Below are 21,136 nucleotides of genomic sequence, written 5' to 3'. Positions count from 1 at the left end.
ATGGCCGGGCCGGTCGTCGGACGGGGTCACCGGTCGCCCACCGGATCCGGGCGGCGGCGGGTGCGAGACTCGGCCAATTGTGGGTAAGCGCAGGCGTCCACGTCGCCCCCGAGCGGGCGGCCCGGCACCGAACACCTCGGGAGCCGCTCATGAGTCTCGGCTTCCTGCTGGCGTTCCTCGCCGCGATGTGCAGCGCCACCGCTGCGATCGTGCAGTCCATCGGTGCGCGCCGGGTGGCGGCCAGCGAACGCCTCGATCCCCGCCTGTTGTGGCGGCTGCTGCGGTCTGGGCCGTACGCCGCGGGTCTGGCTCTGGACGGAGCGGCCTCGGGGTTCAGCTTCACCGCGCTGCGTACGGTGCCGGTCTTCGCGGTGCAGGCGTTCGGGGCGGCCAACCTCAGCCTGGTGGCGCTGATGGCCATGCTGGTGCTGCACGTCCGGCTGACCGCCCGGGACTGGCTGGCGATCGGCGGGGTGGTCGGTGGTCTGCTGCTGCTGTTGATCTCGGCCGGCACCGGCCCGCCGGCCGAGGTGACGGCGGGTGCCGGTTGGTGGCTGCTCGGCGCGGTGCTCGCGCTGGCCGTCGGGGCGTACCTGGGCAGCCCTCGGATGCGGCGCCCGGCGCTGCCCGGGCTGCTGGCCGGGCTGTCCTTCGGCTCGGCGGCGGTCGGTGCCCGGCTGCTCGGCCGGGCCGGCGGTCCGACTGAGCTGCTGGCCAGCCCGGCCAGCTACGCGGTGGTGTTCGCCGGACTGACCGGCGTGTTGCTCTACGCGACCGCGTTGCAGCGCGGCTCGGTCACGGTCGCTTCCGCCTCGGCCATCGTCGGGCAGACCGTGGCGCCCTCGGCGGCCGGCTGGCTGCTGCTCGGTGACTTCATACGGCCCGGCGCCGAGGCGTTGGCGGGGTTGGGTTTCGTGCTCGCCGTCACCGGCGCGATCGCGCTCGCCCGGCACGCCGAGCCACATCCCGGCCCGACCGACTGACGCGGCGGCCGCCGGTGGCGGCGCGGAACAGCCGGTCGCGGTCCTTGACATGTCGGGTCCCCCAGGCGATACGCGGTGGAATGGCACCGAAGATGCTTTCTCAACGTGAATAGCAGCCTAGCGGGCAATTCTTCTTATTTAGGATAGTTGGCATTCCTTGTCCGCGGAGCGTCCCTCGGATGGCGGCGTGCAGAGCGAGAGCGGCCGGACGGGCGGCCGGCCAGGAGCCAGTGGGGGAGGGAACGATGGCGGCGGACCCGCCCGCACGGACGCCGAGAGGTGTGCGACCGCCGCGCCCGCTCGGCGTACCCGCCCTGGCCCCGGTGCCGGCCGGCTGGTGGTTCGACGGGCTGGTGGTCGTCGCGCTGGCCGGTCTCACCGCCGCGTTGGCGTGGTGGCCGCCGCTGCTGCGGCTGGACATCGCCGTGCGCGACTGGTGCGACCAGCACCGGCCCGCGCCGGTTTCCGTGCTGATGGTCGTCTTCGACTACCTCGGTCAGGGTGGTGCACTGACCACCGTGACCGTGCTGGTGTCCTGCTGGCTCGCCTGGCGGCACCGGACGGTGCGGCCCGTCATTCCGGCCGGGCTGGCCCCGATCGTGAGCACCCTGTTGATCGTGGGCCTGAAGCGGTGGACCTCGCGGGGCGCGCCGCACCACGGCGCGGTCGAGTTGTTCAGCGACGGCTGGGAGGAGTACTACCCCTCCGGGCACGTGAGCAACGCCATCGTCTACTACGGCGTGCTGGCGGCGCTGCTCGCGCCGTATCTGGCCGTGGTCGCACGCCGCCTCCTGCAATGGGCACCCGGCGTGCTGACCTTCATCGGCACCACCTACCTCGGCTACCACTGGCTCACCGACAGCATCGGCGGATACCTGCTCGGCCTGGTGATCGTGCGGATACTGCTGCGGGTGCCGTGGCGGACCGTCACGTTGCCGCACCAGCTCGACCGGTCGTCCCGCAGGGACCAGGGCGTTCACCGTCGGTCGCAGCGGGAAGGTCCGTCGGGCCCGAACCGGAGCGGACCCCGGGAGGAGGACCGATGACCGGACCGGTGCGCCGGTGCTGATCGTCCGGATGCTGGCCGGCATGCTGATGGCCCTCGCCGCCGCGGCGGCCTTCGGGGCCTCCTCCGTGCTGCAGTTCCGGGCCTCCCGACGGGTACCCGAGGAACCGGCCGGGCGGCCCACCCTGCTGCTCCGGCTGGTCCGGCAGCAAGGCTGGCGCTGGTCCGTGGTGCTGGCCGTGGTGGCGTTCGGCCTGCAGATCGGCGCGCTCAGCCTGATCCCGCTGGTCCTGGTCCAGCCACTGCTGGTCACCGGCCTGCTCTGGTACGTGCTGTTGTTCTCGCTCGCCGAGCGGGTCCGCCCGGACCGCGCGATCATGCTGGAGTCCGCGCTCTGCCTGCTCGGACTCTCCGCCTTCCTGCTGTTCGCCCGGCCGTCCGGCGGGCGCGGTGGGGGCCTCGACTCGGTCTGGGCGGCCGTGTTCCTGGGCGTCGCGGTCGTCGGGTCGGTGGCGTTGTGCCTGATGATCGCCGTCGGGCTGCGACGGCGGTGGCGCCCCCTGCCGCTGGCCATGGCCGTCGGCATCTGCTACGGCGTGACCGCCGGGCTCGTCAGCAGCATCGCCTTCCACTTCCACGGTAACCCGCTCGCCGTGTTCGGCCAGTGGCAGACGTACGCGATCGTCGTGCTCGGCCCCTTGGGGGTGCTGTTGAGCCAGAACGCCTACCAGGCCGGGCCGATGGGGGCGCCGGCCCTGGCCGCGATCACCGTCACCGACCCGTTGGTGGCGATCGGGGTCGGCCTGCTCTGGCTGCACGAGGAGATCCGGACCGGCCCGTGGGAGGTGTTCGGCGAGGTGCTCGCCCTGGCCGTCCTCGCCGCTTCGGTCTTCCTGCTCGCCCGGCGGGCACCCCATGTCAAAGGCCAGTAGGTGAGGGGATGGGGGTTTACAACTGCTGCAGGAAGAGCAGACCGAAGGCAGCGGCGAGCGCGGCGGACCCCGCGACGGTGATGATGCGAAGTCGTGCGCGCAGGTCGGCGTCCCAGCCCTCGACCGCCCCGGAGGCGCGGCGGATGAGCGGGGTGGCGGCGCGCCCCGCGCCGAAACCGACACCGGCGAGCGCGGCGACCTGCAGGTGCTGACCGCCGAGGAAGACCGCGACCGCGAGCACGTACGGGGCGGTGGCCGACAGGTACGTACGCACGCCGGTGCCGAGCTCGAACCCGAATCGCAGCGCTCCGCGCCGCGGGCTATGCCGTAGCACGTCCTGCGGCACCTGGCGGGCGTTCTGCGGCAGGGGGATGGTCACCACCTCGGCTTCCCGGAGCACTGCCAGCAGCGCCACCGCCACGATGGCCGCGTACCGCCAGGACGCCGGCAGCGGCGCCGACAGCCCGGAGAGCGCCCCGAGGACCACCCCGCTGAGCAGGCCGCCGGCGATCAGCCCCATGACGAACAGGGTGAGGAGCTTCCCCTGCGGATGCCGATCTCGCCGCCCGGGCGAGGCTAGCGCGTACGCGCTGTTGCGGGTTCAAACCGAGCCGGAGAGCGTGTAGCCGGCCAGCCCGCCGACGACCGCCCAGGTGAGCACGTGCCCGTACGCGGCGGCGAGCATCGTGCCGGCAGTGAGCAGCAGGACGGGTACGAGCGGGTCGGTGGCCCAGCGGCGCAGCGGCGGAACGGGGCGGACGGGTGGCGGCTGATCCGTCATACGGCGCCGCCGGTGAGCGTGCGCCAGCTGCTCTGTCCCACGATGCCGTTGACGTCGAGCCCGTTCTGCCGCTGGAGGTCCCGTACCGCGGAATCGGTCGCCGAACCGAAGACCCCGTCGACAGTCAGCCCGTACGCGTACTTGTTGAGTTGCCGCTGCACGCCACGCACGACGTGCCCGGCGTACGAGCGGTGCACGGTGGCCACGCGGACGGGTAGCCGCGTCCGGGGGCCGACGACGCGGCTCACCGTGATTCCCGCGGCCGACACGGTGGCCACGAGGACGGGCCAGGTCTGGGCGTCGACGACGCCGGTCGCCGGGATCGCCCTGGCCGACTGGAACTGCTTCAACCTGGTCTCGGTGGTGCTGCCGAAGCTCCCGTCCACCGTGGTGGGATAGCCCCACGCGGTCAGCAGGTGTTGCACCGTGTAGACGTTCGGGCCGGTGTGGCCGCGCCGCGTGGTGGGCCAGCTGACCGTGGTGAGGCACCCGCAGTCGGTGTTCCAGCGGCAGATCGACCTGACCCAGCCCGAACTGGTCTTCCGGTAGCCGTCGTGGCAGCGGCGCTCCACCGAGCAGGCGCACGCGCCACACGCGCCCTGGTAGCGCCACAGCCATCCGTCGTACGTGCCGGCGTAGCACTGGTTCGGCCGCAGGATCCAGTTCGTGCCGTCGTTCTTGTGGAAGCCCGTGTACGTGCCACTGGTGTTGCAGGCGGCGGCGAAGATCGTGCTCGGACCGCAGCCGGGGGAACAGTTGTGGTCGCTGGCGTACGTCGGGCACCCGCCGTAGATCGTGTATCCGTCGGCGTAGGCTCGGCGTGCGGCCGGGAAGATGCTCAGCACGGTCATTCCCAGCGCGGTGCCGGCCTGGAGCAGCGTGCGGCGGGACAGCACCCAGGACGTGGTGAGACGAGTCCTGGTCCGGCTCGCCGACGGGCGCCGCCGGGACGCGGTGCCGGTACCCGGGTCCGTTCCCCGCAGCGCGGGCACGGCGTCGAGGGTGGTCACCGGCTGCCTCCCCGTTGACTCGGCTGGACGGTCGGTCCGGTGGCGCTGCCGGACCGGTCGTCGACCTGGTCGAGCAGGTGGCGCAGTGCCACCCGGGAGCCGACGGGCTCGGATCGCTGGATGCGCCCGGTCGCGTCGATCACGACCGCGAACGGGGTGGCGATGGCGTCGTACCGGTCGAACAGGTCCGCCTGCTCGTCGAGGACGGTCAACGGCAGATCGGCCGCTTGTGGCGGGACAGTGTGGCGGTAGAGGACTCGAAGCACGGCGTCGGTTCGTCGGACCTGTTCGGCGGCCTCGTCGAGCAGTTGGTCGCAGGTCGCGCAGCCCGGGTCCAGAAAGAGCAGGACCAGGGCGGCCGGGGATGGCGGCGCCAGGTCACGGAACCGGGGCGCCGGCGAGCCGGGCCGCAGGCCGACGGACGCGGGGCGGCCGACGGTGCCGTGGGACAGGGCGTGCACCTGACGTACCAGGCCGGACACCACGAGGGCCAGCAGCAGGATCGCGATCCAGCTCAGGATCAGCGCGCTGGTCTGGAAACTCATCCGGGTACGCCTCCTCGTGTCGCCCCGGCCGCGGGCTGCTCCGGGGTCGGGTCGTGCATGGCGGCGGGCAGGTGCGTCAGGAGTGCGGTGAACGTCGCCGCGGCGAGCAGGATGATCGTGAGCGAGGTGCCGGCTCGCCCCACCGGCACGACCGCGTCGGACAGCACTGATCCGACCAGGGCCAGGCCGGCGAGCGTGGACGCGCGCGCCACCACCCAGCCGGTCATCGGCATCTCCACCCGCGAGCACCCGCAGGGGACGGTCCGCCCGGTCGACCTCACGTGCAGGCCGTAGCCCGCGTACGTGCCGAGGAGCGCGACACCGCCGGCCAGGACCACGCCCAGCAGCCGGCCACCGTCGTCGCGGAGCAGGGCGACGACTCCGGCCGCGCCGAGCAGGCCCTCGGTCGCGATGACCACCGCCGCGACGGTGGACGGCGCGGGAACCACCCGGTGGGCGGCCAGCGCCGTCGACAGCGCCGCCGGCTTCGAGAGGTGCTCACCGCAGGCGATGAGCAGGGTGAGCAGCACGGTGTACGCCGCGACGCTGGCGACGAGGGCTGACACGACGTCCTCACTCGCCGGACCGGACGCGTAGTCGAGCCACCAGGTTCGGTACCTGGTCGACCACCGTGTCGGCAAGTGGTAGCACGGTCACCCAGGTGTCCGGGCCGGCGAGCACGAAGTAGGGCCTGCCGTCCGAGAGTGTGTCCCGGAAGAGTTCTCCCGCCCGGGTCGGCAACCCTCGCCACGACGGCAACTGTCGCGCGCGCTCCGCGGTGAGCGTCGTCATGTCCAGCAGGCCGAGCCCGGGCACCTGCTTGATCACGGTTGCCGGCGCCGCGAAGTGGCTGCCGGCCCTGGTGTCGGGGCGCACGACGAGACCGTCGTCGTGCTCCGCGATCCGCAGTGTCCGCAGCGCCGCGAGCAGATTCGCGGTCGAGGCGCCGTACAGCTGGGTGACGAAGCAGTATCGGCGCCCTCGCCACGCCGCCACCAGCCGGTCCTCGCTGAGCCGGATCTGCGCGTCGTACGATTTCGCGCGCGCCGTCAACAGGACGCCGCCCTGATAATTGAGCTTCTCGTCGAAGTCGTCGACGCCGAGCGCCTGTGCCAGTTCGTCAGCCAGGCCGACCGAGCCGGCCGTGAACTCGTGCGGCCGGCCGGCGATGGTCAGCTCGACCACCGAGGTGAATGGCGCGCTGAAGTCGAGTGGGCCGCTGAGCAGGAACCGCCGACCATCCATGGCGCGGTGTGCGACATGAGTCTCTGCGGCTGCCATCCCCACCACCTCCCCCGTGGGCACGGCGCGTGGTGAACTCAGAGTATCCGTGCATGAAACTGTTTCTGACAAGACCGATGTGCCTGCTCGGCTCACAAGGCTCGGGTGAGGCCCCGCGACCGGGGCGCGGGGCCTCACCCGTGTCACCAGGTCGTGGGCTTGCCCTTCTGGAACAGCCATACGTCGAAGAAGGCGCTGAGGTTCTGGCCGGATTCCCGCTCGGCCAAGGCGATGAAGTCGGCCGTTCCGGCGTGGCTGTAGCGGTGGCTCGCCGCCCACTCGCGCAGGATGCGGAAGAAGGTGTCGTCGCCGACCTTGCCGCGCAGCGCATGCAGGGTCATCGCACCGCGGTTGTACGGGATGTTGCTGAACATGTCCACGGGGCCGGGGTCGGCGAGGACGATCTGCCAGAACGACGAGGTCTCGGCCCGACCGTAGTTGCTGCTGCTGTTGAAGGTCTGGCTGACCGAGGCGCCGCCGTTGTACTCGGTGTACATCCACTGGGCGTAGGTGGCGAAGCCCTCGTTGAGCCAGATGTCGGACCAACGCTCCGGCGAGACGCTGTCGCCGTACCACTGGTGGGCCAGCTCATGGGCCATGGTGCCGACGCTCGCCGCGCTGGAGAAGACCGGCTTGGTCTGGGTCTCCAGGGCGTAGCCCACGTTCGGGGCCCGGTCGATGATCGCACCCGTCGAGGCGAACGGGTACGGACCGAACTTCGAGGAGAAGAAGTCGATCATCTTCGGGATCTGCGCCACCGCGCTGGCTGACCCGGCGACCTGCCGTGGATCGACCGCGACGTACACCGGCACCCCGCTCGGTGTGGTCGATTCGGTGACCACGAAGTTGCCGATGGTGATCGTCGCCAGGTAGCTGGCCATCGGCTCGGTCGAGTCCCACGTGAAGGTGGTCCAGCCGTCCCTGGTCACCTGGGACAGGAGTTGGCCGTTGCCGACGGCGGTGAGTCCCTCCGGCACCTTCGCGGTGAACCGGTAGGTGGCCTTGTCGGTCGGGTGGTCGTTGGTGGGCAGCCAGGCCGGCGTGCCCTGCGGCTCCCCGACGACGAAGGCACCGTCGTCGGTCGGCACCCAGCCTTCGATGGACCCGTCCGGATCGGTGATCGGGCCCGGTACGCCGGCGTACCTCACCACCACGGTGAACGTCTGCCCGACCTTCAGCTTCGGGCGCGGGGTGACGATCAACTCCTGACCGTCGCGGGTGAATTCGGGTGAATGCTCGTTGACCGTCAGCGAGGAGATGTCCGGACCGCGGAAGTCCAGGTTGAACTGATCGAGATCTTGTGTGGCGGTCGCGGTGATCGTGGCGGTGGCGTCCATGAACCGGGTCGCCGGGTCGTAGGAAAAGTTGAAGTCGTAGTGCTGGACGTCGTACCCGCCGTTGCCCTCGTCCGGGAAGTACGGGTCGCCGACGCTCGCCGCACCAGCCGAGTAGCGGGGGGCGCCAGGATCGCCCGGTGCCGCGCCGGCCGCGTCCGGTGCCACCACCGACCCGGCGGCCACCAGGGCGACCGCGGCCACTGCGGCACCGCGCAGGCGTGGGATTGTCATGTGAATCCTCCGTATGGGAATGCCAGGGCAGGCTGATCACCAGATGAGTACGCCCTATCCATCCGCACCGACGCGAATGCGTCAAGCATCTGCAGGCCGCTCTCGCCTCCGCCGGCCCAGCTCGGCACTTCCTCCTGCGCACCCGGCCGACCGACGCGGTAGCGCCGAAGGCAGCCACTCACGGCTGGCACCACGGGACGGCGGGCACCGTTGGTGGGCCGCATCAACGGTCGGCTGCGTATCCGAACAAGCATCGAGCCCTTTCGTCGTGCTGGGTGCTGGTCATGGCGCGTGAGGGGTCGACATGGGACATTTGATTCAGATCCGACATCTCGCGCGGGATGCTTTGTCCTACGAGGTGCGGCTGATCTTCTTGCCGGCCTCTGTCTCCACCAAGGTGACGGCTCCAACCCAGCTCGGCTCGCCGGGGTACTCCCAACTCGCGGGATCGGCGAGCAGCGGCGGAAGATGCCGCCTTGCTATGACCTTGCCCGGGACGAGTCCCTTCTGACCGTCGTCGCCGATCCACCGGGCGTACCTGCACACTTCGACGAAGCCCACGATCGCGGTGGGCCGGCGGGGCGGCCTTGGCTAGGCCAGGCACCCCAACGGGCGGGGCCAGTGCTCCGCCCTTCAGGGCCGGGGGGGGTGAAGGCCCGCGCGGGAGGGGCCGCAAGGCCCTGAGCGTGCCCTTGACCGTGGTAACGTCCCATCGGGTTCCGGCGATAGCCAAGCCGGAGCCCGACACACCACCGTCGCCGCAGGGCTTGCGGAGACGAAAACCGCCGGTGGAGTGGACGTAAGACCGGGGCGACCTCCGGCGGATCGCGGTGAAGCGGGAACTCACCCGGGCGTTGCGCGTTCCACTCCCAGCGCGGAGGGAATCCCCGCCATTCATGGCGGTGGTGGATGTCAAAGTGATGACATCCACCTACCGTCCCTCACCGCCTGCACGGGTGGTCGAAAGCATCCGGCTGGCCGGGTGCGACACCGATGCTTGCCTTTTTGCGTGCCCTGGGTACGTCGCGTCCGCTGCCTTTCCGCGCAAGCGCCGACAGTCAACACAGGTCCGAAAGAGAGCCAATGTCACGGAGAGGGCCGTAATGGCAGCCGTAGGCGAACGGCAGCAGCGCCCATCCCGGCGGCGCCGCTGGGTACTGCCTGCTCCCGGCAGAACCACCTGATGCGGTGGATCTCGGGGGTGGCCGGCCTGGCCGTCCTGGTGATCACGGTGGGCAGCGTTCTGCGCAACCTGGTGGTGGCGCGCGGCCTGGGCTCGGCGCTGGTGCGGGTGCTGTGGCGGCTGATGCGATGGCTGCTGCGTCGGTTGTCGGCGCCCCTGCACAGCTACGAGGTACGCGACCGGCTCCTCGCCTGGCTGGCGCCGATCGTGCTGGTCGTGATGCTGTGGTCCTGGCTGACGGGGCTGCTGGTCGCGTACGGGCTGCTCATGCACGGACTTTCCGGATTGTCCTGGCCGGACTCCTTCCGCGAGGCAGGATCCAGCCTGTTCACCCTCGGATTCGCGTCCAACGCCCGCAGCCGGCTCAACGCGTTGGACTTCGTCGCCGCCGCGAGCGGACCGCTGGTCATCGCGCTGCAGATCGCCTACCTGCCGACACTCTACGGCGCCTTCAATCGACGGGAACTGGAGGTCACCCTGCTGGAGTCCCGGGTCTCCCAGCCCGCCTGGGGTCCGGAACTGCTGGCCCGGCAGGCCCTCGTCGGCACCGTGGACGAGCTGCAGGGGCTGTACGAGAACTGGGAGCGCCTGGCCGCGGACATCGGCGAGACCCACACGAACTATCCGGTGCTGCTGTCGTTCCGGTCACCGCGCCCGTACCGTAGCTGGGTCATCGCCCTGATCGCGGTGATGGACGCCGGCGCCATGCACATCTCCCTGGCCCCGACGGCGGCGACGGTCCCCGCGGCGCGGCTGATGCTGCGCTCGGGCTTCACCGCGCTGCGCGACATCGCTCGGGTCGTCCGTATCCCGTTCGATCCAGATCCCAGCCCGGACGGTCCGCTCCGGCTCACGTTCGAGGAGTACGCCGAGGCGGTGGCGTACGTGCAACAGGCCGGCTTCGTCGTGGAACGCTCGGCCGAGGAGTCGTGGCCGCACTTCCGCGGCTGGCGGGTCAACTACGAGAGCATCGGCTACGCGCTGGCCCGCAACGTCGACGCGGTGCCGGCGCTGTGGAGCGGCGACCGGGACTTTCCCAGCACGCCGCTGGCGCCCCGGCGGCCGACGGACCGCCGGCCGGAGCAGCCGTCCGCGCCGTGATCCCGCAACCCCGGCTGAAGTGACCACCTGAGACCGGGCATCTCCTGACGCCCCGTGACCCTGGTCAGCGGCCCGCCGTACGGGGCGTACGCCGGTTGCCGAAGGATTCCATGGTGGTGGCCTTCTTCGTCGGCGTCCGGCCGGCTGCGGTCGTGCGGGCGCGGGCCGGCGCGGCCTTCTTCGCCGGCGTCTTCTTCGCCGGGGCCCGCGTGGCGGGGGCCTTGGCGGTGCGGGTCGGGGCCGCCGTCGCGGCGGTGGACTTCTTCCGGGCCACGCGGGCGGTCGTCGCGGTGGGCTTCCCGCCCGGCGTCTTGGCCACGCTCGCCCCGGTGGCCCGTTTCGTGGCGGCCGCGACCTTCTTCGCCGCCGCCTTCCGGTTCGTCGGGGCCTTCCTGGCCCCGGTGGCCTTCCGGGCGCCGGTGGGTCTGGTGGCGGCCCCGGTCGTGCTGCGTCGCGCGTCGGCCATCTCGCTCCTCCTCGCGGTGTGCTCCGAGGCCCGCACCGACGGTGCCGTCGACGGGTCGAGCCCTGTCCAGCCGGGTCGGGCCGACCGGCCCGCTCGGCGCGCGTGTCTTCCCGCGCCCCCGGCGGCCAAACGCTCCTGGCGACACCTGATGGGCAGGGTGCGCCTGGACGGGCGGCGTGTCGTCGTCCGCGTCGACCTGGACTCGCAGGTGGTCCTCGCCGACCACCGAGGCGTCGGGCCCGAAGGACGACGCGGCTCAGATCCAGGGCAGCGGGTCGACTGGACGCCCGCCGAGCCGTACCTCGAAGTGCAGATGGGGACCGGTGGAGGCGCCGGTCGATCCGACCAGTCCGACCACCTGGCCGGCGCGGACCCGCTGACCGGGCGACACCAGCAGCCTGGACTGGTGGCCGTAGCAGGTGGACAGTCGCTGCCCGTCCGCCCTGCCGTGGTCGATGCAGGTGTAGTTGCCATAGCCGCCGTACCAACCGGCGCGCGACACCCGGCCGTCGGCGGCCGCGAGGATCGGGGTGCCGATCGGGGCGGCGAGATCCACACCGGGGTGCAGCTGCCACACGTGGTAGTACGGGTCGAACCGGGTGCCGAACTGGCTGGTGAGCCGGCCCGACAGGGGACGGCCGAGCCGGCCCCGACCGGCGGTGGCGACGCTGTGGGCTGGTGCCGCCACGGCGGCCACGGCGCGTACGCGACGGTTGATCTCCTGCCGGAGCCGCGCCTCCTCCTGCCGGCGGCGGACGAGCTCGGCCTGGCCGGAGGTGATCGCGCCGGACAGGGCGACAGCGTGGCCGGTGGGGGTGTCCACGACGTCCGCGGAGTCCGCCACGGCGAAGGGCGATGCCGCATCCGCATCCCCGCCGGCGGTCAGGGCGGTCAGCAGTTGCAGCACCGGATCCGGTCCGCTCCGCACTCTGATGAGGTCGTCGCGGGTCCGGGCGAGGATGTTCTCCAGATACTGGATCCGGTGCTGGACGTCGCTGAGCGCGGCGACCTGGCGGGCCTGCGGCGTGACGGCGGCGTCCACCGGCGGCTGCGGGTAAAGGTCGGCGCCGGGGTCGCCGGCGATGAGCGCGGGGGCCGATCCGGGGTTCACCGTCGACCCGTCGTCGCCGGGTGGGGCCGGGGTGTCCACCTGCGGTGGCTTGTGGGTGGGCGGCGGGGTGGTCGCGGGCGGCGCCGGGTGTCCGGTCGACGCAGTGGGCGACGGGAGGGTCGGCGGCTCGACCGAGGGCAGCTTGATGGGTGGCAGCGTCACCTTCGGCGGTTCCAGCGGCGGCAGTGACACGGTCAGCGACGGGCTGGGCAGGGTCGGCAGGGGCAGTGGTCCCTGCCCTGAGGTCTGTGCCACGGCGGTCGTCGCCCCGGCGTCCAGGCAGAGGGACGTCATCATCAGCGTGGCCGTCCCGGCGACGGTCGCCAGCGTGGCCTGTCGCCACCACCGTTGGTCCATGCCGTACTCCTGCCGCCGGCCGTTCCCGTCCCTCTGCTACATCGGATCCCGGTGCCCGACCGTTACAGCCGGCCGGGTGGCGGCGGGCCGTGACGCCGCCGCAGCCGCCGCGTCAGGAGCGCAACCGCCGCGACCGCGCCGGCCACCACCACCGCCGCGACGGCCGGCACCCGCATCGACCGTCCGGGTGGCGGAACCTCGCTCCCCACCGCCGGCGACTCCGGCGGTGGATCGGTGCGGGTGGCCGTCGAGCCCGGGAGCAGATACGCGTTGCTGGCGATCTGGCCGCCCGTCGCGGTGGACTCCGCCGAGGTGACGCTGACCCGGTTGCGGACCAGCGTGCCTGGCGGCGCACCCGGACGTACCCGCCCGGCGATCGTGATCCGCGGCACCGCTCCGGCGGTGCCCAGGCGCAGGTCACCGAGCTCGCAGACGACGGTACGAGGGGACGCCGCGCACCGACCCGGCTCGGCCCGGGTGGTGACACCGTCGAGATCAGCCGTCGTGGTGAACGTGACCCGCGTCGCCGTGAGGGTGCCCCTACCGGAGATCGTGACGGCGTGGGTCACCTGCTGCCCGGGGAGCGCGCCGAACGGTGTCGACGTCAGCACCGGCGCGGCGTCCACCGCCGGGGACGGTGACGGCGTCGGTGCGGCTGCGGCCACCGCGACCATCAGGCCCACCACCGGCGCGGCAAAAGGTCCCCACATTCTCACACTGTAAGCCGACCTCATTGCGGATGCGGGGCGGGCGATCCCGGCCGGCGGACGACCGACGTCCTCGTACTTGTCGGGTGGCGGTTGCTGGTCGAAGGATGGGTGATCCGGGCGAGGTTACCGCCCATTCAGGGACTGGTTGGTGGACATAGCAGGCGCTCCGCCAGTGGTAGCCGTAGGGGTTCCAGGCAGAGGTTGACAACGGGGGACTCCGGCGGCGGTGGCGCGGTGGTCGGGGACGGGGACGGGGACGGACCGGTGGTCGGGGGCGGCGTCGTGGTCGGGGCCGGCACGGCGGGCGGGGCGGGGCGGGCAGCCCGGCCCGCGGGCGTGACCGCTGAGGGGGCGCTCCCGCTCGTCCTGTGCTGGCGCGGCGTCGGTCCATCTACCGTGGGCGTGCCGCTGGTAGGCGGAGTTGCCGTCGGGCCGGTCAGCGATGCGGCGGTACCGCTGTCCGGTGCTGCGGGCCTGGTGGGGGTGCTTGGGGCGGTGGCGCCGATGGCGTCCGGTGCGTCGGTGGTGACGGCGGTGACGCCTGTACCCGCGTCGGCCCGGTACGGCGGGCCGGCCTGCTTCGTCGGGGACGTGCCGGCGGCCAGCGTCGCGAACGTCAACGCGACGAGGGCGGCAGCGGTGGCCGCCAGGCGATCGGGGCGCAGCGCGGTCAGCGGGGCGTGGTCCGGGTGGGCCGGTGGCGGTGGCGTCGGCCGTGCCTTCTGATGCCCGTCCAACAGGGCGTCGATCTGTGCGGCGATGGCGGCACGCTGCCCGGTGGCGGCGGCGAAGGCGAGGGTGAGGTAGAAGCGGAAGTTCACGGTGGCGGTGGCCGGCACGCGTAGTCCGGCAAGCCGACTTCCGTCGGTGGTGTGGAGCAGGGTGAGGGAGGCGTCCGGGTGGTGCGCGGGCCCCACCATGTCCGGGTACGTCCACTCACGCCGGCCCTCTCGTCCGGAGAAGACGATCCGGTGGTTGGTCACGGCCGCCATGCCTGCGTCGACGACCCGCAGGCCCATCGGCAGGCCGCGACCGGGCGTGTCGACCCCGGGCGCCGTGACGGCCAGCTCCGGCGCGGGCAGTCCGGCGATGTGCCGCGCCTCGGCCTCGACCAGCTCCGCAGCCGGCAGCACCCAGTAGACGACCTCGTCGCGGCCCAGGTCCACTGGCAGGCTGTTGTGCGGCTGCGGGTACCCGTGAAACCCGGCGGCCTCGATCTGCAGCCGGATCAGGTGGTCGTTGCGCCGGTGCCAGGCCTCGGCCTCGCTGTCGAACGCGCGCTGCCGGCGGTCGTTCTCGCGCAGCGCCCACGTGACCCGCCATCGCGGCGCTGCCGCCCGAACCGTCATGATGATGGGTGATTTTGCCGTCACCTTCCGTACAACCACTCCCGTCGAGACAGGACACGCGCGAAGGTGCGATCCGTACCTTTGTTCCTGAAGGAGAGAATTGGCCTGCGGTCAACGAGCGCATCTTTGCGCCAGTATCCCCTAAATGGGGGGCTTTGCCCACTTTTGGGCGGCTGGGTGTGCTTAGCTCCAACGAGGAACGGCGGCCTCCGACACGGAAGGGGACTGGCATGCACGGGCGTGAGCTGCGGGGCCTGCTGCATCCGTTCTTGCTGCTTCTGATCCTCGAGCGGCCCGGTCACGGATACGACCTGATCGACCGACTTGAGGCGCTGGGAATGCCCGATGTGGAGCCGGCCCACGTCTACCGGGTGCTCCGCGGCTTGGAGCGCGACCGCTCGCTGATCTCCATGTGGGAGACCGCTGAGCCGGGGCCGGCGCGCCGCCGCTACGAGCTGACGGCCAAGGGACGTGCCGATCTCCGGTCGATGATCGGCCGCTTGGCGCAACTCGATCAGGTCATCGGTGCCTGCCTGAGGCGCTCGGCGGATGCCTTTGCCAGGTCGCGGGACGGGCACCGTGATCCCTACGCCGCTTCCCACTGTTGAAGGGGACAAGATGCACTCGTCCGTGATCCCGGCGGCCCGGCTCGCGTTCGCCCGCCGGGTGGCGCCCGCAGAGGCGCTCGCGGGTGACGCGCCGCAGGTCGCGAAGGCCTGCTACGACATGTCCGGGCGCTTCCGCCGCGGCGGCAAGCTGATCGTCTTCGGTAACGGCGGCCCGGCGACCGACGCCCAGCACGTCGTGGTCGAGTTCGTTCATCCCGTCATCGTCGGCAAGCGGGCGCTGCCGGCGGTCTCGCTGACGAGCGACACCGCCACCCTCACCGGAATCGCCCGGACCGAGGGCTTCGACGAGGTGTTCGCCGCCCAGCTGCGCCTGCTCGCCGCCCCGGAGGACATCGCGCTCGGGCTGTCCGCCGACGGTCGGTGTGTCAACGTGCGTCGGGGCCTGGAGGCCGCCCGCGACCTCGGAATGCTCACGGTGGCGCTCGTCGGCGGCGACGGCGGGGACATCGGCCGCGGCGGGGTCGCCGACCACGTCGTCGTCGCCAGGTCCGACGACCCGTGCATCGTGAAGGAGGTGCACGTGACGATCTATCACCTCCTGTGGGAGATGGTGCAGGTGTTCCTGGAGCAGCCCGGTCCGTCGGAGCCGGCGGTGATCCGGTGAACGGGCGGCCGGTCACCTCGCCGTCCGGCCGTCCGACCACACCGGTCGGGCTCGACTGCCACGACGAGGTCTGCATCACCTGTTCGGACGTCGCGGTTGCCGTCCGGGTCCGTGAGCTGCTGCTCGGCGGCCTGGCCGTGGTCGACACGGACGCCGGACCGGAAGAGGTGAGCGTTGCGCTGGTCGACGCGGCACCGGGCGATGTGGTGCTCGTGCACGCGAAGGAGGCCATCGCGGTCGTGGAGAGGGCCCGATGAGCGCCCGGGTCGAGGGTGCCCTCGGCGCGCTCTACCCGTTCCTCGACAGCCGGGCGACCGACGCCGAGGCGGTGCTCGCCGAAGTCACCCGGTCCACGGCGGACAAGGCGGCGGAGATCGTCATCCTCCGTGAATCCCTGGTGCCCGAGCACGGGCGCCGGTTGGTCGAGTGCGCCCACCGGCTCGCCGCAGTGCTCCAGGCCGGCGGCAGGCTGTTCACGTTCGGCAACGGCGGCAGCAGCACCGACGCTCAGGACCTCGCGCAGTTGTTTCTGCACCCGCCGAAGGCCGCCCGACCGCTGCCGGCCTTCTCGCTGACCCACGACGTCGCGGTGCTCACCGCGCTCTCCAACGATGTCGGGTTCGACGTGGTCTTCGCCCGGCAGTTGGCCGCGTTCGGTCGCGCCGGCGACGTCGCGGTAGGCCTCTCCACCAGCGGCGGATCGACCAACGTGCTGCGGGCCTTTGACGAGGCCGCTCGGCGGGGCATGGTCACCGTCGGGCTCGCCGGTTACGACGGCGGCAAGATGGCGGAGTCCGAGGCCGTCGACTATCTGTTCGTGGTGCCGTCCGCCTCCGTGCACCGGGTGCAGGAGGCGCAGACCACGATCTATCACGTGCTCTGGGAACTCACCCAGCAGGCACTGGCCGGCGAACTCTGACAGCCGCCGTGGTGCTGGCTGGTGCGGGGCGGATACGGGTCCGCGTCGAGGGCATCGTGCAGGGGGTCGGCTTCCGTCCGTTCGTGCACCACCTCGCCGCCGAGTACCGCCTGGCCGGTTTTGTCGGCAACGACACCGAGGGCGTCTTCGCCGAGGTCGAGGGCGAGGCGGCGGCGATGGCCGGCTTCGTGGCGGACCTCAGCCGGCGCGCACCGACGCTGGCGCAGGTCGAACGGGTCAGCACCGAAGTGGTGCCGCCGACCGGGCAGCGCGGCTTCGGCATCGTCGCCAGCGTCACCGGCGTCGGTCGCGCAACGTTGATCTCGCCGGATACCGCCACCTGCCCGGACTGCCTCGCCGAACTGTCCGATGCGGCGGACCGGCGCCACGGCTACCCGTTGACGAACTGCACCAACTGCGGCCCGCGGTTCACGATCGTCACGGACGTGCCGTACGACCGCCGCGCCACCACCATGGCCGAGTTTCCGCTCTGCGCGGACTGCGCCGCCGAGTACGCGGATCCGCAGGACCGCCGCTTCCACGCCGAGCCGGTGTGCTGCCCGGCCTGCGGCCCCACCCTCCGGCTCGTCGACGCCGACGGCGCCCCGGTTCCGGGCGATCCCGTGGAGGCCGCCGCGCGGTGGCTGCGGGACGGTCGGATCGTCGCGGTCAAGGGGCTGGGCGGCTACCACCTGGCCACCCGTGCCGACGACGAGCAGGCTGTCTCGGCGCTGCGCGCCGGCAAGCGCCGCGAGGAGAAGCCGTTCGCCGTGATGGCCGGCGACCTTGGGGCGGCGCGCGTGCTGGTCGACGTGCCGCCGGCGGCGGTGCCGGTGCTCACCGGTGCCCGCCGTCCCGTGGTGCTGCTGCCACGCCGGGCCGACGCCCCGGTCGCGGCGTCGGTGGCGCCGGACAACCGCGACCTGGGTGTCATGCTGCCGTACGCGCCGCTGCACCATCTGCTGCTCGGCCGGCTCGGCACGCCGATCGTGCTGACCAGCGGTAACACCTCGGACGAACCGATCGCTCACCGCGACGACGACGCCCGGGAGCGGCTGGCGCACATCGCCGACGGTTTCCTCGTGCACGACCGGCGGATCCACGTCCGCACCGACGACTCGGTGGTGCGCGTGTTCCGGGGCCGCGAGCTGCCGGTGCGGCGGTCCCGCGGTTACGTGCCCGCCCCGGTGACCGTGCCGTGGCCGTTCGACCGACCGGTGCTGGCGTGCGGCGCGGAGCTGAAGAACACGTTCTGCGTGGCCAAGGGACGGCGCGCGTTCGTGTCGCACCACATCGGCGACCTGGAGAACTACGAGACCCTGTGCGCGTTCACCGACGGGATCGAGCACTTCAGCCGGCTCTTCGACGTCCGGCCGGAGATCGTCGCCCACGATCTGCACCCCGAGTACCTGTCGACCAAGTACGCGCTGCGGCGCGCCGACGTCGAGCTGGTCGGCGTCCAGCACCACCATGCCCACATCGCGTCCTGCCTGGCCGACAACGGCGACCCCGGCCCGGTGATCGGCGTCGCCCTCGACGGTCTGGGGTTCGGCTCGGACGGCACCCTCTGGGGAGGTGAGCTGCTCGTCGCCGACCTGCGCGGGTTCGATCGGGTCGGCCACCTGGGCGCGGTGCCGATGCCGGGCGGGGTCGCGGCGGTACGTGAGCCGTGGCGGATGGCGGTGGCGTACCTCGACGAGATCTACGGCGACGCGGTGCCCGACCTGGCGGTGGTACGGCGGCACGAGCGGCGGTGGTCCACGGTGGTGGCGCTGACACGCAGCGGAACGAACTCGCCGCGCACCTCGAGCGCCGGCCGTTTGTTCGACGCCGTCTCGGCGATCCTCGGCCTGCGCGACCGGGTCACGTACGAGGGGCAGGCCGCGATCGCCCTGGAGCAGCGGGCTCGTCTCGACGAACGCGGCGGCTACCGGGTCGAGGCGGTCGGGCCGGTCCCGCTCGTCGACGTCGGGCGCGGGCTGGTCCGGTGCGTGGTCGATGACCTGCTCGCCGACGTGGACCCCGGCCGGATCGCCGCGCGCTTCCACCACGGCCTGGCCGACGCCGTGGTACGGGCGGCGGAAGCCGTCCGGGAGAGCACCGGTCTGACCAGCGTCGCGCTGTCCGGCGGCGTCTTCCAGAACGTGCTGCTGCTCGACCGCGTGGTGTGCGGGCTGGAGACGAAGGGGTTCCGGGTGCTCGTGCACTCGCGGGTGCCGCCCAACGACGGAGGCGTCTGCCTCGGCCAGGCGGTGGTGGCCGCCGCCCGTCACCGGGCTGACCCGGCGGCCTGAGCGGCACTCTGCCGGTGCCGCGTCAGCAGATCCGCGGCAGCGGATCTCCCACCAGCATGTCGACGACGCGGGTACCGCCGAACGCCGTTTTGAGCAGTACGATCCCGGGCGGGTCGGCGGCGACCCGGCCGATGATCGCCGCACCCTCGCCCAGCCGGTGGGCGCGCAGCGCGGCCACGGCCGCCTCCGCCTGCGTGCCGTCCACCACGGCGACGAAACGTCCCTCGCAGGCCACGTAGAGCGGGTCGATACCGAGCAGTTCGCAGGCGCCGGTCACCGCGGGGCGTACCGGTACCGAGGCCTCGTCGACGACGACGGCGACCTGTGCCGCCTGCGCGACCTCGTTGAGGATCGTCGCCACCCCGCCCCGGGTCGCGTCCCGCAGCAGCCGCACATCGGGGGCCGCGTCCAGCAGGGCGTCCAGGAGACCGTGCAGCGGCGCGGTGTCCGAGACGAGGTCGGCCTCGATGTCCAGTTCGCCACGGGCGAGCATGATCGTGACGCCGTGGTCGCCGATGGGCCCTGATACGACGACCGCGTCGCCGGGGCGGATGTGCGGGGTGCCCAGCGTCACCGGCCGCTCCAGCACACCGACGCCCGCCGTGTTGATGTAGCAGCCGTCGGCCTTGCCCCGCTGCACCACCTTCGTGTCGCCGGTGACCACCTGGACACCGGCGCGGTCCGCCGCGCGGGCCATGGACGTGGCGATCCGTTGCAGGTCGGTGACGGGAAAGCCCTCCTCGAGGATGAACCCGGCCGCCAGGTACAACGGACGGGCGCCGCTGACCGCGAGGTCGTTGACCGTGCCGTTGACGGCGAGATCGCCGATGTCCCCGCCGGGAAAGAACAGCGGCGACACGACGTACGAGTCGGTGGTGAAGGCCAGTCGGGTGCCGTGCACGGAGAGCACGGCCGCGTCGTCGAGCGCCTCCAACGTCGGGTTGCGGAACGCCTCGACGAACAGCCCTTCGACCAGGGTGTGCGTCGCCTTCCCGCCCGCGCCGTGCGCGAGCGTGACCCGGCTCTCCCGGACCTTCGGCTTGCGCCGGCGCGCCCGCTCGATGCGGTGCAGCACCTGCTGCTCCGGCGACGAGCGGTCGGGCTCCCGGTCGGCGATCGCGCCGGCCTCGGTCACCGCGCGCTCGGCCCATTCCGCGGTACGTTCGGTCGTCATGCCCGCGTCGCCTCCGTCAACCGCTGCCGGGTGAAGCGGCCGAAGTTGTAGTAGGCCGCGCAGGCGCCTTCCGACGAGACCATGCATGTGCCGATGGGCGTCTCCGGCGTGCAGGCGGTGCCGAACACCTTGCACTCCCAAGGTTTGAGCACACCCTTGAGCACCTCGCCGCACTGGCAGGCCTTCGGGTCCGCCACCCGCACCCCGGGGACGTCGAAGAGTTGTTCGGCGTCGTACGCCGCGTACTCGTCCCGCATCCGTAGCGCGGAGTGCGAGATGAAGCCGAGGCCGCGCCATTCGAAGTACGGTCGCAGCTGCATGACCTGGCCGATCGCCTCCAGTGCCCGCAGGTTGCCGTCCCAGGGCACCACCCGGGTGTACTGGTTCTCCACCTCGCAGCGGCCCTCGGCGAGCTGCTTGAGCAGCATGAAGACCGACTGCAGGAGGTCCAGCGGTTCGAACCCGGCGCACACCAGCGGCTTGCCGTAGTCGCGGGCGATGAACTCGTAGGGGCGGCAGCCGATGACCGTGGAGACGTGCCCGGGCCCGAGGAAGCCGTCCAGGCGCAGGTCGGGGGAGTCGAGGATCGCCTTGATCGCCGGGAGGATGGTGACGTGGTTGCAGAAGACCGAGAAGTTGTCGATTCCCTCGGCGGCTGCCCGCAGCACGGTCACCGCGGTCGACGGTGAGGTGGTCTCGAACCCGATCGCCATGAAGACGACCCTGCGGTCGGGGTTGGTTCGGGCGATCTTCAGCGCGTCCAACGGTGAGTACACCATCCGGATGTCCGCGCCGGCCGCCTTGGCGTCGAGGAACGAGCCGGTGCCGCCGGGCACCCGCATCATGTCGCCGAACGCCGTCATGATGACGCCCGGTTCATGGGCGAGGGCGATGGCGTCGTCGACCCGGCCCATCGGGATCACACACACCGGGCATCCCGGCCCGTGCACGAGCGAGACCTGCTCCGGCAGGTAGTCCTCGAGCCCGTGCTTGTAGATGGTGTGCGTGTGACCGCCGCAGACCTCCATGAACTTGTACTGCCGTCCCGGTTCGCACAACGCGGCGATCTGGGTGGCCAGCGCCTGAGCCCTGTCGGCGTCGCGGTACTCGTCGACGTAACGCATGGGTCACCG

Annotated in this window: 22 protein-coding genes; 9 read left to right on the top strand and 13 right to left on the bottom strand. The window is 71.8% G+C overall.

Annotation, left to right across the window (positions count from 1 at the left end; translation table 11 throughout):
• Positions 1–149: 149 nt before the first annotated feature.
• The 3 genes from AB0I41_RS00530 to AB0I41_RS00520 all read left to right on the top strand — a co-directional run bounded on the left by AB0I41_RS00530 (position 150) and on the right by AB0I41_RS00520 (position 2,921).
• Entirely contained in the window at positions 150–983 is an 834-nt protein-coding gene (locus AB0I41_RS00530; protein WP_357099986.1) for a hypothetical protein, read from the top strand.
• Positions 984–1,264: 281 nt separating this feature from the next.
• A complete protein-coding gene (locus AB0I41_RS00525; RefSeq protein ID WP_357099983.1) occupies positions 1,265–2,029 on the top strand; it encodes a phosphatase PAP2 family protein in 765 nt (254 codons plus the stop codon).
• 16 nt (positions 2,030–2,045) lie between these two features.
• Complete coding sequence (locus tag AB0I41_RS00520; protein ID WP_357099980.1) at positions 2,046–2,921, top strand: DMT family transporter; 876 nt, start codon at positions 2,046–2,048, stop codon at positions 2,919–2,921.
• A gap of 16 nt (positions 2,922–2,937) precedes the next feature.
• On the opposite strand, the gene AB0I41_RS00515 is transcribed toward AB0I41_RS00520, so the two are convergent.
• From AB0I41_RS00515 to AB0I41_RS00485, 7 genes are all read right to left on the bottom strand, one after another.
• Positions 2,938–3,441 carry a hypothetical protein gene (locus tag AB0I41_RS00515; RefSeq protein WP_357099978.1) on the bottom strand — a complete coding sequence of 168 codons (504 nt, stop codon included), beginning with the start codon at positions 3,439–3,441 and terminating at the stop codon, positions 2,938–2,940.
• Between the two features lie 81 nt (positions 3,442–3,522).
• Positions 3,523–3,702, bottom strand: a complete 180-nt coding sequence (locus tag AB0I41_RS00510) for a hypothetical protein (RefSeq protein WP_357099975.1) — start codon at positions 3,700–3,702, stop codon at positions 3,523–3,525.
• Complete coding sequence (locus tag AB0I41_RS00505; RefSeq protein WP_357099972.1) at positions 3,699–4,712, bottom strand: peptidoglycan-binding protein; 1,014 nt, start codon at positions 4,710–4,712, stop codon at positions 3,699–3,701. Before AB0I41_RS00505 ends, AB0I41_RS00510 begins: the two co-directional genes overlap by 4 nt.
• Positions 4,709–5,257: a hypothetical protein gene (locus AB0I41_RS00500; RefSeq protein ID WP_357099969.1), complete on the bottom strand. Its 549-nt coding sequence runs from the start codon at positions 5,255–5,257 to the stop codon at positions 4,709–4,711. Before AB0I41_RS00500 ends, AB0I41_RS00505 begins: the two co-directional genes overlap by 4 nt.
• The gene (locus tag AB0I41_RS00495; RefSeq protein ID WP_357099966.1) at positions 5,254–5,823 is read right to left on the bottom strand and encodes a MauE/DoxX family redox-associated membrane protein; all 570 of its coding nucleotides are present in this window, start codon (positions 5,821–5,823) and stop codon (positions 5,254–5,256) included. Before AB0I41_RS00495 ends, AB0I41_RS00500 begins: the two co-directional genes overlap by 4 nt.
• A 7-nt stretch (positions 5,824–5,830) precedes the next feature.
• Positions 5,831–6,538: a hypothetical protein gene (locus tag AB0I41_RS00490; protein WP_357099963.1), complete on the bottom strand. Its 708-nt coding sequence runs from the start codon at positions 6,536–6,538 to the stop codon at positions 5,831–5,833.
• A 143-nt stretch (positions 6,539–6,681) separates the two neighbouring features.
• Positions 6,682–8,106: a M1 family metallopeptidase gene (locus AB0I41_RS00485; RefSeq protein ID WP_357099960.1), complete on the bottom strand. Its 1,425-nt coding sequence runs from the start codon at positions 8,104–8,106 to the stop codon at positions 6,682–6,684.
• A 1,183-nt stretch (positions 8,107–9,289) separates the two neighbouring features.
• On the opposite strand from AB0I41_RS00485, the gene AB0I41_RS00480 reads away from it, so the two are divergent.
• Entirely contained in the window at positions 9,290–10,390 is a 1,101-nt protein-coding gene (locus AB0I41_RS00480) for a hypothetical protein (RefSeq protein WP_357099957.1), read from the top strand.
• A gap of 64 nt (positions 10,391–10,454) precedes the next feature.
• Here AB0I41_RS00480 and AB0I41_RS00475 read toward each other — a convergent pair whose 3' ends face one another.
• The 4 genes from AB0I41_RS00475 to AB0I41_RS00460 all read right to left on the bottom strand — a co-directional run bounded on the left by AB0I41_RS00475 (position 10,455) and on the right by AB0I41_RS00460 (position 14,383).
• Positions 10,455–10,856: a hypothetical protein gene (locus tag AB0I41_RS00475; protein ID WP_357099954.1), complete on the bottom strand. Its 402-nt coding sequence runs from the start codon at positions 10,854–10,856 to the stop codon at positions 10,455–10,457.
• 256 nt (positions 10,857–11,112) lie between these two features.
• Complete coding sequence (locus AB0I41_RS00470) at positions 11,113–12,324, bottom strand: M23 family metallopeptidase (RefSeq protein ID WP_357099951.1); 1,212 nt, start codon at positions 12,322–12,324, stop codon at positions 11,113–11,115.
• A gap of 62 nt (positions 12,325–12,386) precedes the next feature.
• Positions 12,387–13,034: a hypothetical protein gene (locus AB0I41_RS00465; protein WP_357099948.1), complete on the bottom strand. Its 648-nt coding sequence runs from the start codon at positions 13,032–13,034 to the stop codon at positions 12,387–12,389.
• 134 nt (positions 13,035–13,168) lie between these two features.
• Positions 13,169–14,383: a hypothetical protein gene (locus AB0I41_RS00460; RefSeq protein ID WP_357099945.1), complete on the bottom strand. Its 1,215-nt coding sequence runs from the start codon at positions 14,381–14,383 to the stop codon at positions 13,169–13,171.
• A 230-nt stretch (positions 14,384–14,613) separates the two neighbouring features.
• Here AB0I41_RS00460 and AB0I41_RS00455 point away from each other — a divergent pair, with 230 nt between their 5' ends.
• From AB0I41_RS00455 to hypF, 5 genes are read left to right on the top strand one after another with little or no spacing between them, the layout of a single operon-like run.
• A complete protein-coding gene (locus AB0I41_RS00455; protein ID WP_357099943.1) occupies positions 14,614–14,991 on the top strand; it encodes a helix-turn-helix transcriptional regulator in 378 nt (125 codons plus the stop codon).
• Positions 14,992–15,001: 10 nt separating this feature from the next.
• On the top strand, positions 15,002–15,616 hold the full coding sequence (locus tag AB0I41_RS00450; protein WP_357099940.1) for an SIS domain-containing protein: 615 nt from the start codon (positions 15,002–15,004) through the stop codon (positions 15,614–15,616).
• Positions 15,613–15,873 (top strand): HypC/HybG/HupF family hydrogenase formation chaperone, encoded by a 261-nt coding sequence (locus AB0I41_RS00445; protein WP_357099937.1) that lies wholly within the window; start codon positions 15,613–15,615, stop codon positions 15,871–15,873. Before AB0I41_RS00450 ends, AB0I41_RS00445 begins: the two co-directional genes overlap by 4 nt.
• Positions 15,870–16,535 (top strand): SIS domain-containing protein, encoded by a 666-nt coding sequence (locus AB0I41_RS00440; protein ID WP_357099934.1) that lies wholly within the window; start codon positions 15,870–15,872, stop codon positions 16,533–16,535. The genes AB0I41_RS00445 and AB0I41_RS00440 overlap by 4 nt, the downstream gene beginning before the upstream one ends.
• A gap of 11 nt (positions 16,536–16,546) precedes the next feature.
• Complete coding sequence (gene hypF / locus AB0I41_RS00435) at positions 16,547–18,829, top strand: carbamoyltransferase HypF (RefSeq protein WP_357099931.1); 2,283 nt, start codon at positions 16,547–16,549, stop codon at positions 18,827–18,829.
• A gap of 22 nt (positions 18,830–18,851) precedes the next feature.
• On the opposite strand, the gene hypE is transcribed toward hypF, so the two are convergent.
• Both hypE and hypD read right to left on the bottom strand, forming a co-directional pair.
• Positions 18,852–20,003: a hydrogenase expression/formation protein HypE gene (hypE, locus tag AB0I41_RS00430; RefSeq protein WP_357099928.1), complete on the bottom strand. Its 1,152-nt coding sequence runs from the start codon at positions 20,001–20,003 to the stop codon at positions 18,852–18,854.
• The gene (hypD, locus tag AB0I41_RS00425) at positions 20,000–21,127 is read right to left on the bottom strand and encodes a hydrogenase formation protein HypD (protein ID WP_357099925.1); all 1,128 of its coding nucleotides are present in this window, start codon (positions 21,125–21,127) and stop codon (positions 20,000–20,002) included. The genes hypE and hypD overlap by 4 nt, the downstream gene beginning before the upstream one ends.
• Positions 21,128–21,136: the final 9 nt, after the last annotated feature.

It is taken from the genome of Micromonospora sp. NPDC050200 (assembly GCF_040656135.1).
Taxonomy (GTDB): Bacteria; Actinomycetota; Actinomycetes; order Mycobacteriales; family Micromonosporaceae; genus Micromonospora.
The sequence above is the reverse complement of the archived record's forward strand: the minus strand, read 5'-3'. Positions and strand labels throughout refer to the sequence as shown.